Annotated in this window: 14 protein-coding genes; 6 read left to right on the forward strand and 8 right to left on the reverse strand. The window is 64.2% G+C overall.

Features of this window, described 5'->3' with window-relative positions; all coding sequences use genetic code 11:
• From ACK1VC_RS19810 to ACK1VC_RS19840, 7 genes are all read right to left on the reverse strand, one after another.
• Positions 1–1,410, reverse strand: a complete 1,410-nt coding sequence (locus ACK1VC_RS19810; protein ID WP_016486198.1) for a circularly permuted type 2 ATP-grasp protein — start codon at positions 1,408–1,410, stop codon at positions 1–3.
• Between the two features lie 409 nt (positions 1,411–1,819).
• The gene (locus tag ACK1VC_RS19815; protein ID WP_191087526.1) at positions 1,820–2,200 is read right to left on the reverse strand and encodes a RidA family protein; all 381 of its coding nucleotides are present in this window, start codon (positions 2,198–2,200) and stop codon (positions 1,820–1,822) included.
• A 28-nt stretch (positions 2,201–2,228) separates the two neighbouring features.
• Entirely contained in the window at positions 2,229–2,924 is a 696-nt protein-coding gene (locus tag ACK1VC_RS19820) for a DUF3726 domain-containing protein (protein WP_016486200.1), read from the reverse strand.
• A gap of 2 nt (positions 2,925–2,926) precedes the next feature.
• Entirely contained in the window at positions 2,927–4,621 is a 1,695-nt protein-coding gene (locus ACK1VC_RS19825) for a hypothetical protein (protein ID WP_191087527.1), read from the reverse strand.
• A 26-nt stretch (positions 4,622–4,647) separates the two neighbouring features.
• The gene (locus ACK1VC_RS19830; RefSeq protein WP_016486202.1) at positions 4,648–6,198 is read right to left on the reverse strand and encodes a BCCT family transporter; all 1,551 of its coding nucleotides are present in this window, start codon (positions 6,196–6,198) and stop codon (positions 4,648–4,650) included.
• Positions 6,199–6,253: 55 nt separating this feature from the next.
• On the reverse strand, positions 6,254–7,240 hold the full coding sequence (locus tag ACK1VC_RS19835) for a dipeptidase (RefSeq protein WP_016486203.1): 987 nt from the start codon (positions 7,238–7,240) through the stop codon (positions 6,254–6,256).
• 13 nt (positions 7,241–7,253) lie between these two features.
• A complete protein-coding gene (locus ACK1VC_RS19840) occupies positions 7,254–8,696 on the reverse strand; it encodes an aldehyde dehydrogenase family protein (protein ID WP_449118022.1) in 1,443 nt (480 codons plus the stop codon).
• A 95-nt stretch (positions 8,697–8,791) separates the two neighbouring features.
• On the opposite strand from ACK1VC_RS19840, the gene ACK1VC_RS19845 reads away from it, so the two are divergent.
• Entirely contained in the window at positions 8,792–9,679 is an 888-nt protein-coding gene (locus ACK1VC_RS19845) for a LysR substrate-binding domain-containing protein (RefSeq protein WP_191087528.1), read from the forward strand.
• Positions 9,680–9,688: 9 nt separating this feature from the next.
• On the opposite strand, the gene ACK1VC_RS19850 is transcribed toward ACK1VC_RS19845, so the two are convergent.
• Complete coding sequence (locus ACK1VC_RS19850; RefSeq protein ID WP_095114916.1) at positions 9,689–10,603, reverse strand: LysR family transcriptional regulator; 915 nt, start codon at positions 10,601–10,603, stop codon at positions 9,689–9,691.
• A 267-nt stretch (positions 10,604–10,870) separates the two neighbouring features.
• On the opposite strand from ACK1VC_RS19850, the gene speB reads away from it, so the two are divergent.
• The 5 genes from speB (at position 10,871) to betA (ending at position 16,801) form a co-directional block, all read left to right on the forward strand.
• Entirely contained in the window at positions 10,871–11,842 is a 972-nt protein-coding gene (gene speB / locus ACK1VC_RS19855) for an agmatinase (protein ID WP_449118023.1), read from the forward strand.
• 15 nt (positions 11,843–11,857) lie between these two features.
• Complete coding sequence (locus tag ACK1VC_RS19860; RefSeq protein ID WP_060516744.1) at positions 11,858–13,366, forward strand: aldehyde dehydrogenase family protein; 1,509 nt, start codon at positions 11,858–11,860, stop codon at positions 13,364–13,366.
• 96 nt (positions 13,367–13,462) lie between these two features.
• Entirely contained in the window at positions 13,463–13,642 is a 180-nt protein-coding gene (locus ACK1VC_RS19865) for a hypothetical protein (protein ID WP_016500197.1), read from the forward strand.
• The gene (locus tag ACK1VC_RS19870) at positions 13,639–15,108 is read left to right on the forward strand and encodes a cytosine permease (RefSeq protein WP_096425958.1); all 1,470 of its coding nucleotides are present in this window, start codon (positions 13,639–13,641) and stop codon (positions 15,106–15,108) included. The genes ACK1VC_RS19865 and ACK1VC_RS19870 overlap by 4 nt, the downstream gene beginning before the upstream one ends.
• Positions 15,109–15,112: 4 nt before the next feature.
• Complete coding sequence (gene betA, locus ACK1VC_RS19875; RefSeq protein WP_016486212.1) at positions 15,113–16,801, forward strand: choline dehydrogenase; 1,689 nt, start codon at positions 15,113–15,115, stop codon at positions 16,799–16,801.
• Positions 16,802–16,913 lie beyond the last annotated feature (112 nt).

Raw genomic sequence — 16,913 nt, forward strand, 5'->3', positions numbered from 1 at the left:
TCAGTCCTCCACCACCCAGGTGTCCTTGGTGCCGCCGCCCTGCGACGAGTTGACCACCAGCGAGCCTTCCTGCAAGGCCACGCGGGTCAGCCCGCCGGGCACCAGGCGGGTTTCGCTGCCCGACAGCACGAACGGGCGCAGGTCGATGTGGCGCGGCGCGATGCCGCTGTCGACGAAGGTGGGGCAGGTCGACAGGCACAAGGTGGGTTGCGCGATATAGGCGTGCGGGCGGGCTTTGATCCGCGCGCGGAAATCCTCGATCTGGGCGCTGGTCGATGCTGGCCCCACCAACATGCCATAGCCGCCGGAGCCCTGGGTTTCCTTGACCACCAGCTCGGGCAGGTGGGCCAGCACATGGGACAGGTCTGCGGGTTTGCGGCACTGCCAGGTCGGCACGTTGTTGAGGATCGGCTCTTCGCTCAGGTAGAAACGGATCATGTCGTCCACATACGGGTAGATCGACTTGTCGTCGGCCACGCCCGTGCCGACGGCGTTGGCCAGCACCACATTGCCGGCGCGGTAAACCGAGATAAGGCCCGGTACGCCCAGCGTCGAGTCAGGGTTGAAGGACAGCGGGTCGAGGTAGTCGTCGTCCAGCCGGCGGTAGATCACGTCCACCTGCTGGGGGCCGGCCGTGGTGCGCATGTAGACATGCTCGTCACGCACGAACAGGTCTGCACCTTCGACCAGCTCGATGCCCATTTCCCGGGCCAGGAACGCATGCTCGAAGTAGGCGCTGTTGAAACGGCCGGGGGTGAGCAGCACGGCAGTGGGGTTGTCCAGCGGGCTGGCGCTCTTGAGCGTGTCCAGCAGCAGGTTGGGGTAGTGGTCGATGGGCGCGATACGCTGGGCGGCAAACAGTTCGGGGAACAGGCGCATCATCATCTTGCGGTCTTCGAGCATGTAGCTGACGCCGCTGGGGGTCCGCAGGTTGTCTTCCAGCACGAAGTAGCTGCCATCGCCGTCACGCACCAGGTCGACACCGGCGATATGGGCATACAGCCCACGGTGCAGGTCCAGGCCCTGCATGGCGATCTGGTAGCCCTCGTTGGCCAGTACCTGCTCAGGCGGGATGATGCCGGCCTTGAGGATGCGCTGGTCGTGGTAGATGTCCTGCAGGAACAGGTTAAGGGCCTGCACTCGCTGGATACAGCCACGCTCGACCGTGCGCCACTCGCTGGCGCGGATGCTGCGCGGGATGATATCGAAGGGGATCAGGCGCTCGGTGTCCTGGCTATCGCCATACAAAGTGAAGGTGATACCTGCACGGTGAAACAGCAGGTCGGCCTCGCGCCGGCGCTGTTCCAGCAGCTCCAGCGGGGTGTTGGCCAGCCAGCGGGCGAACTCCTGGTAATGCGGGCGGCAACTGCCGTTCGCTTCGTACATTTCATTGAAAAAAGCCCGGGACATACCCACTCCTTGCCGCCGTCGCCGGCAGCTCATTGCGTTTCTCTAGCGGTCTTCTGGGTGTGGCCTTGCTGGTTGATGGGCGCTGTGTCTCGTGTGAGCCTCTGTTGCGTTTGATTGCCTGTGCCTTGCGCACAAACAGCCTTTGCAATGACAGTGCCGAAAACGCTTGGCAGTGCCGGGAATGCGGGAAATGCGAGGGGCATTGCGGACCGGCGCTGTCGGGGGGCTCTGGCCGATGCATCAAAAAAGGGCGGTTTTGATCAGGGAGAGGGTTTTGAACCGAGATGGGGCACGGGCCGGTGCCTGGCGGGGAAAAAAGGAAGAGTTCCGGGTGCATGTCTTGGGGTGTATGTGATGCGTATATCGAGCGCCGCCCGCGCGGCGCTCGATCGTACAGACGCTGAAAACCTCAACGCCCTCGAAGGCAGGCGTAAACCACCAGTTCCACCAGCATTTCTTCGCGGGCCAACCCTGCCACCACGATCGCCGCGCGGTTAGGGTAGGGGGCCTGGAAATAGTCGGTATACAGGCTGTTGACGGTAGCCAGGTATTTACGGTCGGTCACGTAGATCAGCACCTGGGTCACGGCATCCAGCGAGCTACCGGCGGCTTCCAGGGTATGGCGCAGGTTGTCCAGTGTCTGGCGGGCCTGCGCCTCGATGCCGCCTTCCACGACTTGCCCCTGTGCATCGATGGGTATCTGGGCGGTGTAGAGCGTGCCATTGCCCACCACTGCCCATTCCAGAGGGGCTCTGGAGGCGAACAGCTCGGTCTTGATTGCAGTTTTCATGGGGTGGTTTCCTGAGTGTTTAACCGCTTCAGTCAGCATCGCTGCCGCCGCCTGCGCCATGGCGGCGCGAGGTATCGGTGCTTTCGACGAGGATGTTTTCGGCCAGCTGCTTGAGCCGTTGCCAGGTGCGTTCGTTGACTGTAAAGCCTTGCTGCAAGGTGCTCTGCGCAGGGGCGCACGCCGGTGCGGTCTGGCCAGGCCGGCTGAACAGCACCGTGACGCTTTGCTCGGCCGCATCCATGGCGCCGGGCCGGCCTTCGCTGCGCAGGTCCGGGCGCTGGACGCCGGCGGTAAAGTCGGCCATGTGGCACTGACGGGCGTCTTCCCAGCGGGCTTGCACGTGCAGCCCCAGCACCGCTGCGCGGCTCAGGTACCCCAGCAGCAGCAAGCGGTTGTGGCAGTGCCGGATGCGCAGTTCGGCCTGACCACGGCGCATGGCCTTGGCTGCCGCCAGCTCCACCACTGTCGCAGCGCAGCGCAGCACGCTCTGGCCTTTGGCGTCGATTACCAGCAGGGCGCTATCCTCATGGCACAGGGTGTACGGCTGGGCAGCTTCGGCTTGCAGGTAGAGCAGGGCTTTTTCCAGCGCACCGACGCCATCCAGACCCTGCAGTTGCAGCCAGCCCACCAGCTCGGCGGCATCCTCGCAGTCGCCAGCGGCAAAGCCCATGCCTTCGAATGCCTTGCGGCACATCACCTGTATTTCGTTCAGCGATACGCGCATGGTCAAAGCTCCCCTTGCGGCATGACCGCAAAATTCCAGTCGTCTGCGAACGGCTGGCCGATGTCACTCACCAACGGTGCGCCTTGGAACAGGGTAATACGTACCCAGCGGCTGGACTTGGGGTCGAACTTGCCCGCGCCGAAAAACGCCAGTTTGCAGCGCAACAGGTGAATCGGCAGCATGTCCCGGGCCAACAGGTTGGCGCGGATTTCACCGTAGGCAGTCTGTGCCATGCCTTGCAGGCGGCGCACTGTGCCTTTGAACGCCGGTTGCGCGATCAGGAAGTGCGCGGTCAATGCCTGAGGCTCTAGCAGCAGGTGTTGCAGCAGCGCGGCATGGCACTGCTGGAGATTGCGGGCAATGCCCAGCTGCATTTCTTTGTCGGCCCCCGGTTCCTCGGCGCGCATGCCCAGGCGCGGCTCCTCTTTTTCGGCCGAGCGGTACCAGAAGAAGTGCTCGGCATCCACCGCACCGAAGTCGTAGCCCAGCGCCCAGCCGTACTGCTGCTCTATCAGCTGGCGCAGTTGCTCAAGGGGCATTTGGGCATCCAGCTGCCAGCTTTCGTTGACACCCATGTGCTCGGCCAGGGGCGTGACCTGCGCCGGGTACAGCTCCAGCAGCAAGCTTGCCAGCAGCTCCTGGCAGCCCACCCCGGTGTGCGCCTGCGCCCAGGCCTGCAAACGCGGCCAAAGGCCCTCGCCGGCGGCTTGCGCGTCTAGCCAGGTGGCCACCAACGCAAGCTCGGTCACGGTTTGCCGGTTCTGCTCATGCTGGCGCTGGTCTTCGGTCTGAGTCTGGATCACGTGCACGCGGGCCCGCGCCAGCAAGCCCTGCAGGCGCGCCAGCTGGTCAGGTTCGGCCGCCTGCGCCAACACCACGGCCAGTGCCGTTTCCCGCGTGTGGATCCAGCGTTCCACCAGTTGCGGGTGGTTGATCAGGAACGGTGCCATGCCCAGCCCGGTCGCGTTGCCGACCCCCAGGTAGCGTTGCAGGGCCGGCGCCAGTTGCACTGCCCGCTGTGGGTCGAGTGCCTGGGCCATGTGGCTGATCTGCTCGATGCTGAAGTGGCGCAGCAGGTAGACCGTGAACATCTGCGCGCTGAACGGCTGGTTGAAGTCCGGGTTGTCTTGCAGGCAGCCAAAGTCGGCGATGCCGAACTTGCCGTTGCCGTAAACCGCAGTGGTGCGATACAGGTAGCCGACTTCAGCCAGTTGCTGTGGGTCGGGCTGGCGGCCTTGCGCCAGCGCCGTCAGAAACCGGTCGAAATTGCGCAAGCTACGGTTGGCCCGTGACAGCACCAGCACGCGGGCATCGAAGCGGCCAGCCTCCTGCAGCGGCACGTTGCGCTGCAGGTCGGCCAGTTGCGCCGCATCGACATCGCCATTGACCAGCACGAAGGTGACGTCCCACTGGTCGGCGATCACCCGGTCGCTGCGCTTTTCTGGCGGCAGGTAGGCCGAGAAGATCACGCAGTGGTAATGGCCATTCGGCGTGTCGATGCGGTAGATCGCGGTGCCGAAGCCTTGGCCGTCAAGGTCGAAGCAACAGCGCTGGATGCGCCAGTGCTGCTGCATCATCCGGCGCATGCTGCTGCGCACGAAGCTCAGCGGGCTCTGGAAGTGGCTGCCCAGCCGGGCCAGGTCCATGACCTGGCTGGCAGGGCGCAACACCGGTATTGCAGGCACGTTGGCGGACATTGTTGTTGTACCTGGATGGATCATGTTCAGACGCCTTGTTCGCGGGCCATGTGCCGGGCGATGCGCACTGCATCCCACAACGCTGGCAGGATCACCAGCGACACCGGCACTGCGGTAATGACAATGAAGGACTGCAGGGCCGTCACACCGCCTGCGCCGATGGTGATCAGTACCACCGCCGCCAGGCCCATGCCGATGGCCCAGAAACCGCACAGCCATTTCTTGGGTTTATCGTTGCTGGACATCGCCAGCGCCACGGTGAAGGCCATGGCGTCGCCATTGGTGGCCACCGAGATGAAGCTCAGGAACAGGAACAACGCGCTGATCAGGCCTCCCAGTGGCAGGTTCTGCGTCACCCCCAGCAGCAGGTCTTCGGGCTGGGCGCCATGGGCGGTGACGATGCCTGGCGTTTGCAGCTCCAGGCCGATACCGGTGCCGCCGACCACGGTGAACCAGAACATGGTCACCAGCGGCGCGATGATCGACAGTGTCATGATGATCTCGCGAATGGTGCGGCCGCGCGAGATCCGCGCGACGTACAGTGCCACCATAGGCGCGTAGCCGATGAACCAGCCCCAGTAGAACACCGTCCACCAGTCCAGCCACTTGGGGTCGGCGCGGAACATTGCCATCGGCAGGAAGTGTTCCACATGCAGGGCAAAGGCCGCCGGGAAACCGCCGAGGATGAACAGCGTCGGCCCGAACACCACCATGAACAGCGCCAGGCCGATCATCAGCCAGACGTTGATCTCGCTGACAAAGCGGATGCCTTTGAGGCCCACCAGGCACGAGACGGTGTACATGGCCGTGACCAGCACAATGGTCAGCGACTGGGTGACGATATCGTTAGGCAAGCCCCACACCGCATGCATGGCGCTGCTGATCTGCAGGCCGAGAAAGCCGATCGGGCCGATGGTGCCGGCCACCACGGCGATGATCGAGCTGGCGTCGGCCAGGGTGCCGATCGGGCCTTTGAGCGCCCGCTCGCCGAACAGCGGGTAAAGCAGGGTGCGCGGCGCCAGCGGCAGGCCTTTGTCGTAGTGCAGGTGCATCAGCACGATCGCCAGCAGGCTGCCCAGCACGGCCCAGGCCAGAAAGCCCCAGTGCACGAACGATTGCGCCAGTGCCGCGGTCGCTGCAGCTTCGCTGTGCGGTTGCAGGCCGGCGAAGAAGGGCGGCGGGCTGGCAAAGTGCATCAAGGGTTCGGCAGCGGCCCAGAAGGCGCCGCCACCTGCCAGCAGGGCGCACATGATGACGGCGATCCAGTTGAAGGTGCTGATGTCGGGGCGTTGGGTAACGCCGCCCAGGCGTACGCGCCCGCTTCTGGAAAAGCCGATGAACAGGCTGACGGCGAAGGTTGCCAGCATCAGCACTTGCCAGTAGAGGCCAAAGAACCTGGTCGACCAGGCGAACAGCGTGTTGACCAGCGCCGACACGCTGTCGATGTCGATCAGCGCCGCCAGCAGGAAGGCGCCGAGGAAGCCGCCGCTGATCAGGAACAATGGCCAGTCGATGTCGCGTGCCATTGGCAGGCCCATGGCCTGGCCTTCAGCCTGCAGGGTGGTTGGGTTTTTCATGAAGCCTCCGGAACCTGCGATTGTTGTTATTGTTGATGCTGTCCGTGCAAGGGGCTCAGGCCTGTGCCGTGGTGGCGGTTTCCAGCAGGCGCAACCAGTTCAGCCCCATGATGTTGGCCACGTCCTGTTCGGCAAAGCCACGGGCGCGCAGGCCCTGGGCGATGTTGCCGAAATCGCGGCTGTCGCGGAACCACTGCAAGGGCGCCGGCCAGTTGGCGTTGTCCTTGGAGCCTTCGCCGTAGTCCTTGTCCTTGCTCCAGCGGCCGTTGCGCATCCATTCCAGCACGGCCAGCGGTTGCGCCTGGCACAAGTCGGTGCCGATGCCGATATGCGCCACGCCCATCAGGTCGGCGGTGCGCGCGACCATGTCGCAGAAGCTTTCCAGGCTGCACTGCGAAGCACCCTTGAGGTGGAACGGGTAGGTGCTGAAGCCCAGCAGCCCACCTGATGCTGCGATCCCGCGCAGCACCGCATCGGACTTGTTGCGTTTGGCGGCGTGGAAGCTGGCCGGGTTGGCGTGGGAGATGATCACCGGTCGGCTGGACAGCTCGATCGCCTCCAGGGTGCTGCGCTCGGCGCTGTGGGACATGTCGATGAGCATGCCGACCCGGTTCATTTCGGCGATCACCTGGCGGCCAAAGCGGCTGATGCCGTTGTCTTCGCGCTCATAGCAGCCGCTGGCCAGCAGGCTCTGGTTGTTGTAGGTCAGTTGCATGACAAACACCCCGAGCTGGCGGAAGACCTCCACCAGGGCGATGTCGTCCTCGATCGGCGAGCAGTTCTGGAAACCGAAGAAAATCCCCACCCGGCCTTCCTCGTGCGCCAGGCGGATGTCGCTGGCCGTGCGCACCGGGCGGATCAGCTCGGGCCAGGTCTCGAAGCGGCGGTTCCATTCACCCAGGCGTGACAGGGTTTCGCGGGCGTTTTCGTGGTAGGCGATGGTGGCGTGTACCGCACTCAGGCCACCGGCCTGCATCTGCTGGAAAATTTCCGGGCTCCAGTTGGAGTACTGCAGGCCGTCGATCATCAAAAGGTCATGCATGGCGTGTACTCCTTCAGGGCCGCAGGTAGGTGGTCTTGACCACGGTGTAGAAGGCACGGGCGTACTGGCCCTGCTCCCGTGGGCCGAAACTCGAAGCTTTGCGGCCGCCGAACGGCACGTGGTAGTCGGTACCGGCGGTCGGGAGGTTGACCATCACGCAGCCGGTCTGGGCACGGCGCTTGAAGTGGCTGGCGTGGCGCAGCGACTGGGTGATGATGCCGGCGGTAAGGCCGTATTCGGTGTCGTTGAGCGTGGCCAGCGCCTCTTCGAAGTCACGTACGCGGATCACGCACGCGATGGGGCCGAACACCTCCTCGCGGTTGATGCGCATGTCGTTGCGGCTGTCGATGAACAGCGCCGGGCGCATGTAGTAGCCGTCGCTCTCCAGTTGCAGGCGTTCGCCACCTTCGATCAGGGTGGCGCCTTCGGCCTGCGCCAGTTGCAGGTAGGCCAGGTTCTGTTCCAGCTGGCGCGCGTCGGCAACCGGGCCGATCTGCACGCCGGCCTCCAGGGCATGGCCGACCTTGAGCTGGCGCATGCGCTGGCGCAGGGCCTCGACGAAACGGTCGTGGATGGCGTCGCACACGATCAGCCGTGAAGACGCGGTGCACTTCTGCCCGGTGCCGAAGAAGGCGCCGTTGAGGGCGCATTCCACGGCCAGTTCGAGGTCGGCGTCATCCATGACCACCAAGGCATTCTTGCTGCCCATTTCCAGCTGGCAGCGCACCAGGTTACCTGCGGTGGCGACCGCCACGCGCCGGCCAGTCTGCAGCGAACCGGTGAACGTCAGGGCATCGATGTCAGCGGACTGCACCAGCGCCTCGCCGACGTCGGCGCCGCTGCCCATCACCAGGTTGAAGGTGCCGCTGGGCAGGCTCTGGCGGCTGATGATCTCGGTGAGTGCCCAGGCGCTGGCCGGCACCAGGTTGGCCGGCTTGAACACCACGGCGTTGCCGAAGGCCAGGGCCGGGGCGATTTTCCAGGCGGCGGTGGCCATGGGGAAGTTCCACGGGGTAATGATGCCCACCACACCCACCGGTTCGCGATGCACTTCGATGTCGATCCCGGCGCGCACCGAGGCGGCGGTCTCGCCCATCTGGCGCAGTACTTCGGCGGCGTAGTAATGGAAGAACTGGCCGCTGCGGTTGACCTCGCCGATGCCTTCGGCCAGGGGCTTGCCTTCTTCTCGCGAGAGCAGCTCGCCGAGCTCCTGCTTGCGCGCAATCAGTTCATCGCCGATGGCCATCAGCACTTGCTGGCGGGCTTCCAGGCCGCTGGCGGCCCACAGGGGCTGTGCGGCACGGGCGGCCTGGATGGCCTGGCGGACCTGTTCGGCGCTGGCCTGCTGATACTGCCCGATCAGGTCGCCGGTGTCCGAGGGGCTGTAGTTGCCCAGGGTGGTGTGGCCTTCGCACCACTGGCCATCAATGTAGTTGTTGTAGGGCTTGTGTGACATGGATGAACGCCTCTGTTTGCATGGCATTCATGATGCGAGCAATATGCAGCAAATAAAAATTAATAAAAAAAATGCTTTGATAAGGAATGCTAACCATGTTGCCCGAGCTGAAGATCGCCCAGTTGCGCTACTTCGTACTGGTCGCTGAACTCAAGAGCTTCCATGCGGCCGCCCGACAGGCCTTTCGCACCCAGCCGGCGATATCCCTGGCCGTGCGTGAGCTGGAGCAAAAGCTGGGGCAGGCACTGGTCGAGAAGGGTGGGGGGCGGGTAGAGCTGACGCCATTCGGCGAGCATTGCCTGCCGTTGTTTCGCGGCTTGATCGAGCACCATGACCGCATTGCCCGTGAAGCCACGCTGCTTGCCCGGCATGAAATCGGCCAGGTCAGCATCGCCACCGTGCCTTCAGTGGCCAGCCGCATGCTGCCAGGGCCGCTGGCCCGCTTCGTGGCCGCGCACCCGAACGTACAGGTCAGCATCCAGGATGGCACGGCCGAACGTGTGCAGCAGTTGCTGGCCCAAGGGCAGGTGGATTTCGGCATCAGCAGCCTGTGGGTGGACGATGAGCAGCTCGAATTCGCCCCGATCGTGAATGATCAGGTGGGCGTCGTGTGCCGCAGTGACCACCCGTTGGCGCAGGCGGGTGATGCCCTGCACTGGGCGCAGTTGCAGGGCGAGCCGATGATTCGCAATGGCACCTCGCAACTGCTGGCCGGCACCGAGGCCGAGGGGTTGCTGACGCACAGCCGGCTGTTCATTTCCAACATGATTTCGTTGATCGCCATGCTGGAGGAGGGGGTGGGGATCAGCACGCTGCCGTACCTCGCCTTTCCGCAGGAGAACGAAAAGCTGGCGTTCGTACCGCTTGTGGAGCCCAAGGTCGAGCGGCATATCGGCATGCTCACCCGCAAGGGGCGCAGCTTGTCACCTGCGGCAGGGGCATTGATGGTGTTTCTGCAGGTGCAGCTGGCCCAAGCCGGCTGAGCCTGCGGCTCATGGCACCCCAGGCTGGCTGGTGCAGGCCGCCAGGTCCTCCAGAAAGGCCTGCAGGATGGGCGGGCGCGACACTCCGCGCCGGGTCACCACTTCGAAGGGTGAGCTGAGGTTCAGCGTGCTGGCCCCCAGGCGACGCATTTCGCCCGTCTTGACCCACTGCTCGGCAAAGTGCTCGGGCAAAAAACCGATGTAGGCCCCGGAAATGATCAGGATCGCCGCTGCCTCGATGTTCTCCACCGTTGCGTCGGCCTTGGCGATGCCCAGTTGCTCCAGGTCGTACTGCTGCATGTAGCCACGCACCACGATACGGCTCTGGCGCACGTCTTCCATCAGCCGGCCGTTGGCTGCATTGCTGGCGAACAACGGGTGGCGCCGGCCACAGTAAAGCCCCAGGGCCTCGTCATACAGCGGCAGGTAAGACAAGCCAGCCACCCGTAGTGGGAAATGGCCGATGGCCAGGTGCAGCCTGCCATCCAGCACGCGCTCTTCGAGTTCTGCCGGGGCACCGATGTAGATGTGCAGGTGGGCATCGTGCCCGCGTGAAACAAAGCGCTGGGTGGTGCGCGGTAGCGGCGAGACGGGGTCGGTCAGGGTGGAGTCGATGATGCCCAGGTTGAGCTTGCCGCTGATGTGCTGCTTGAGCACGTCGGCGTCCAGGCAAAAGCTCTCCACGGCACTGAGCAAGCGCAAGGTTGCCTCATGGATCGCCACCCCTTGCTCGGTCAGGCGAAAGCCGCTGCGCCCGCGTTGGCACAGCTTGACCCCCAGGCGGGTTTCCAGGTGCGTCATCTGTTCGCTGATGGTCGACTGGCCGGCATTGAGTGCCGCCTGCGCGGCAGAAAAGCCGCCGCACCGGACGATAGTGGTGAATACCCTGAGCAGCTTCAGGTCGACATCGTGCAGCTGGATCACCTTAGCCTCCCGGCCGGGCCTCACATCGCCCGTGCTGATATGAGCGCCCGTGCATTGTTCTTGTTGCGCAAGCTAACCATGAGTGCCAGGCCGCTGCAATGCCTGGCGTTGCCCGCCCGTATCGCCTTCGGATACATCGGAAGGGGCGATGTATGTATCTGCACTTGCGCATTTTTCTCTGCCCCGGTGGTTGCCATAGTGGCTGCAACGGTGGTCGAGCAGTCGCCCCGTCTCCTGACATACAACAAGAAGTGGAGAAACCAGAACATGGCAAAACACGGTTATGAGTCCGGCCGCCTGAACCTGCCCTTCGTGGGCCATTGCACGTTCGCCAAGGCGCCGGTATGCACCGACTGGGAGGCTATCGACGCCGACGTGGCGATTTTGGGCGCGCCCAACGACATGGGCACCCAGTGGCGTTCAGGGGCGCGTTTCGGGCCGCGTGGCATTCGCGAGGCCTCCACCCTGTTTTCCTTCGGCCATGCCGGTGCCTACGACTTCGAGGATGACGCCACCTACCTGACCGAAGACCAGGTGCGCATGGTCGATGTGGGCGATGCCGACATCGTGCACACCGACATGGTCAGCAGCAACGCCAACATCGAGGCGGCCGTCAGGCAGATCCTCGCAGCCGGCGCCATGCCGGTGGTACTGGGCGGTGACCATTCGGTGCATGCCCCGGTGATCAAGGCGTTCGAAGGCCACGGGCCGATCCACATCGTGCATTTCGATGCCCACCTGGACTTCGTCGACGAGCGCCATGGCGTGCGCTATGGCCACGGCAGCCCACTGCGCCGCGCCTCGGAGCTGGATCACATCGTCGGCATGACCCAGATGGGTATCCGCAACGTGTCGTCATCCAACCGCGACGACTACGACGCCGCTCGCGAGGCCGGCTCGCAGATTCTTTCGGTACGTGACGTACGCCGCCTGGGCTGCGAGGGGGTGCTGGCGAAAATCCCGGAAGGGCGCAACTACTACATCACCATCGACATCGACGGCTTCGACCCCTCCATTGCCCCTGGCACCGGCACGCCGAGCCATGGCGGGTTCCTTTACTACGAAGTACTGGAAATCATCCAGGCGCTGGCCAAGCGCAGCCACGGCCGCAGTGTCGGTATGGACCTGGTCGAAGTGGCCCCGGCCTACGACCCCACCGGCATGACCTCGATCCTTGCCGCGCAACTGCTGATGAACAGCATCGGCTTCATTTTCCACGCGCGCGCCAAAGCCCGCTGACCCGGAGACTGTACTGTGGACAACAAGGTAAAAGCCTATTTGCAGGCCTTTGGTGTTAGCGAGGCGACCCAGCGCTTTCTCAGCAAGCCGCAGCGCATGTTCATTGGGGGTGCCTGGCTGGAAGCCAGCGACGGTGGCAGCGCCGAGGTGGTCGAGCCCTCTACCGAAGGGGTACTGACGCGCATCCCCATGGGTACCGCAGATGACCTTGACCGTGCGGTGCGCGCCGCGCGTGCGCAGTTCGACGGTGGCGCCTGGAGCCAGCTGAAACCGCTGGAGCGCGAACGCCTGATCCATCGCCTGGCCGACCTGATCGAAACCCACGGCGACGAACTGGCGCAGATCGAAGCCATCGACATGGGCAAGTCGGTGGTGCAGGCGCGTGCTGTCGACATTCAGGGCACGGTCGACACCCTGCGCTATTTCGCCGGTTGGGCCAGCAAGATTCATGGCCGCACCGTCGAGCCTTCGCTACCAGGCAATTACCTGGCATACACCCGCAAGGAAGCGGTAGGGGTGGTCGGCGCCATCGTGCCGTGGAATTTCCCGCTGCAAACCATGGCCTGGAAACTGGGCGCAGCGCTGGCCACCGGCTGCACCGTGGTGGTCAAGCCGGCGGAGCTGACCTCGCTGTCGGCACTGCGCTTTGCCGAACTGGTACAGGCGGCAGGAATTCCCGACGGGGTGGTTAACATCGTGACCGGGCGCGGCAGCGTGGTCGGCCAGGCGATGTCCAGCCACCCGGGCATCGACAAGCTGAGCTTTACCGGCTCTACCCCGGTGGGTTGTACAGTGGGCAAGACGGCGATGGACCAGATGAAGCGCCTCACCCTCGAACTGGGCGGCAAGTCGCCAGTGATCGTGTTTGCCGACGCGGACATCGAGGCGGCGGCGCAAGCCGTGGCCAACGGCGTATTCTTCAATTCCGGGCAAGTGTGCGACGCCGGTACCCGTGCTTACATCGAGCGCAGTGTCTACCCGGCATTTCTCGAAGCGCTGGCGCGCTACACCGCGACGTTGAAGATCGCCCCGGGGCTCGACCCTGAGTGTTTCATCAGCCCCATGGTGTCGCAGCAACAGCAGCAGCGGGTGCTGGATTACATTGCTCTGGGCAAGGCTGAAGGCGCGCAGGTGCACTATGGCGGCGAGCCGCTGGACGGCCCGGGCTTTTACGTGCAGCCGACAATCTTCGCCCACTGCCGCAACGACATGCGCATCGTCAGCGAGGAAATCTTTGGCCCGGTGCTGGTCACCCAGCCGTTCGATACCCAGGAGCAGGCCCTGGCCCTGGCCAACGACTCGCTGTTCGGCCTGGCCGCGGCGATCTACTCCAACGACCTGGGCAGGGTGCACGGGCTGATCCCGCAGTTGCGGGCCGGTACCGTGTACGTCAACGCCCACAGCACCCTCGACCCGGCCATGCCGTTCGGTGGCTACAAGCAGTCGGGCTATGGCAAGGACCTGGGCGCGGAACAACTGGAGTTTCTGCTGGAGACCAAGGCGGTCTGGATCACCTTGCCCTGAGGTTCAGGGCCTGTCTGCGTCGCTGAGGTTTGGCGAGCGACGCAGGTTCAATCAAGCATCGAATTTCAAGAACAAGAACCTGTCGAGGTGATGCCGATGAACAGCCAAGTGGATGTAGAGCGTGCGCAGGACCTGGAAAGGCGCCTGTGCGCCTACGAGGAATTGGAGAAGCGTGTGCAGTGGCCGGGCGCCTTGACGGCGGCTGACGTGGTTGCACTTACCCTGCTGGTGCTGGTGATGATTGCTGGCGCGTACTACCTGGGAGGCCAGCCATGAGCGCCTCCCGCGAGCAGGAGTTTCGCCTGGGTGCGGAACGTGGCGACACCCCCTTGCTACCCGGTGAGCGGGTCTGGGGCTTCTGGGGCTTTGCCTACGCCAACTCGGCGCTGGCGGTGGCCACCTGGGTGTTCCTGATCGGCGGCGCCACGGCGCTGTTCGTCGGGCCCTTGCAAGGGATTGCGGCGATCATCATCGGCAACATTATCGGCGTGGTGCTGGCTGCCTCGTCCACCTGCCTGCCCTGTGGCAAGTACGGCGTCGAGCAGTTCACCTTCCTGCGCAGCATGTTCGGCCTCAATGGCAGCCGCCTGGTCTACTTCCTCTCGGTGGTGGTGCTGACCATGGGGTGGCTGGCGGTGCTTGGGCTGATGTGCGGGCGGGCGCTGGACAACCTCGAGACCCTGGTGCAACAGCGCCAGCCCGGCGCAGACGGTTGGCTGGTAACCGCCGGGGCTTTGCTGGCCATTGTGCTGGCGGCCCTGGTTGCCATGCGCGGGCCGGACATGATCCGCCGCCTGAGTGCGGTGATCGCACCCAGCCTGATCCTGATCATGCTGGCACTGATGTACTTCATTTCCCGGCGCTACAGCCTCGACGAACTGCTGGCCATGCCGCCCTTGCAGCCACCCTTCGAGAACCCGCACGTCAACTTCATGGTCGCGGTGGAAATCAACATTGCTGCGGGCTTTTCGTGGTGGCCCTACATCGGCAACCTGTCGCGCCTGTGCAGCAACCAGCGTACGGCCTTCTGGCCCAACCTGGTGGGCATCTTCGGCGCCGCTTCGCTGGGTGAGTCGGTCAGCCTGTTCGCGGCCACCACCCTGGGCAGCAGCGACCCCACGGCGTGGATGCGCCTGGCCGGTGGCATGGGCTTCGGTATCATCGCCTTGAGTTTCCTGGCGCTGGCGAACCTGACCGGCATGGTCAACATCCTCTACACCGCAGTGATCGGCTTGCGCCAGCTGGCAGGCGAACGCCTGCGCAGTGTGGGTTGGGGGGTGTTGATCGCGCTGTTCTGCATCATCCCGGTGGTTATCGTGGTGTTGCTGCCGGGGATCTACGATGGCTTCTTCATCTTCCTGGTGTGGACCTCCGCCCTTAACAGCGCCCTGGCCGGTATCGGCATCGCCGATTACTTCTTCCTGCGCAAGCAACGCCTGAACCTGCGGCATATCTACGCCGAACAGAGCGTGTCGCCCTTGCGCTACTGCAAAGGCTTCAACCCCGTCGCGCTGGTGGCGCTGGTGGCGGGCTTTGCGGTCTACGTGGTGGTGTTCAACCCGCAAACCCTGGCCCATACCGACTTCTTCACCTTCGCCACGGCCTCGCTACCGTCCTGCCTGCTGGCCGGGCTGGTGCACTACGGCCTGACCCGACTGCTGGCAGCACGCCTGGGTTGGGGCGGCTACCCAAAGCGTAACGCACGCAATATCGAGGCCGTAGGCCTTCGCGCACAGGACTAGAACAATGACCAAGCGATACGACTACATCATCATCGGTGCGGGCTCGGCCGGCTGCGTGTTGGCCAACCGCCTCAGCGAAGACGCCGGGACTTCGGTACTGGTACTGGAGTTCGGCGGCAGCGACCGCAGCGTGCTGATCCAGATGCCCAGTGCGTTCTCCTTGCCGATGAACACCAAAAAATACAACTGGCACTACGAGACCGTGGCCGAGCCGCACCTCGACAACCGGCGCCTGCACTGCCCACGGGGCAAGGTGCTGGGCGGTTCGTCGTCGATCAATGGCCTGGTGTACATCCGTGGCCATGCCTGTGACTTCGATGAGTGGGAAAGCCTGGGCGCGAAAAACTGGAGCTACCGCAATTGCCTGCCGTATTTCAAACGTGCCGAGCAATACAAATTCGGTGGTGACGACTACCGGGGCGGGGCGGGGCCGCTGTCGACCAACAACGGCAACAACATGAAAAACCCGCTGTACGGTGCCTGGATCGAAGCCGGTGCCGAGGCCGGCTACATCAAGACCGACGACTGCAACGGCTACATGCAGGAAGGCTTTGGTGCCATGCACATGACGGTGAAGGATGGCGTGCGCTGGTCCACCGCCAATGCCTACCTGCGCCCGGCCATGAGCCGGCCGAACCTGACCGTGATCACCCATGCCATGACCCGGCGCATCTTGCTGGAGGGCAAGCGGGCGGTGGGCGTGGAGTACGACCAGGGCGGGCAGACGCACAAAGTCATGTGCAACCGCGAGGTGCTGGTGGCGTCTGGCCCGATCGGTTCGCCGCACTTGCTGCAGCGCTCCGGCATCGGCCCGGCTGCGGTGCTGAAAAACGCCGGTATCGAGGTGCGCCACGACTTGCCTGGGGTGGGCGAGAACCTGCAGGACCACTCGGAAATCTACATCCAGTATGCGTGCAAGGAGCCGGTAACCCTCAACGGCAAGATGAACCTGTTGGGCAAGGCCCTGATCGGCTTGCGCTGGTTGCTGTTCAAAGACGGCCTGGGGGCCAGCAACCACTTCGAGGCGGGCGGCTTCATCCGTTCGTCCAAGGGCCTGCGCTGGCCGGACATCCAGTTTCACTTCCTGCCAGCGGCGATGCGCTACGACGGCGACAAGCCCTTCAAGGGGCATGGTTTCATGGTGCTGACCGGGCCCAACAAGCCCAAGAGCCGGGGCCATGTGCGGGCGTTGTCGGCCGACCCTTACCAGCACCCGCAAATCCGCTTCAACTACCTGGCGAGCGAAGAGGACCGCGAGGGCTTCCGCCGCTGTGTGCGGCTGACCCGCGAGATCATCGCCCAGCCGGCCATGGACCGCTACCGCGGCGAAGAGCTGGCGCCGGGGCCGCAGGTGCAGACCGACGAAGAAATCGACGCCTTCGTGCGCGCCAACATGGAAAGCACCATGCACCCGTGCGGCTCGTGCCGCATGGGCGAGGATGACATGGCAGTGGTGGACTCTGCGTTGCGTGTACACGGCTTGCAGGGGCTGCGGGTGATCGACTCCTCGGTGTTCCCGAGCGAGCCCAATGGCAACCTCAACGCCCCGACCATCATGCTGGCCGAGCGCGCCGCCGACCTGGTGCGCGGGCGCCAGCCGCTGGCACCGGCTGATGTGCCGGTTGGCATGGTGGAGGGCTGGGAGGAGCAACAACGTAGCCGCAAGCCGGTGCGCGAGATGCCTGTCCGTTAAACTACCGGTTGACGCGGTCAATGTGGGAGCGGCCTTGTGTCGCGAAAGGGCTGCAAAGCAGCCCCAGGATTTCAGCGCAGAAGCACAAATTGCTGGGGCTGCTTTGCAGCCC

The sequence above is a fragment of the Pseudomonas sp. XP2 genome, from assembly GCF_053557975.1.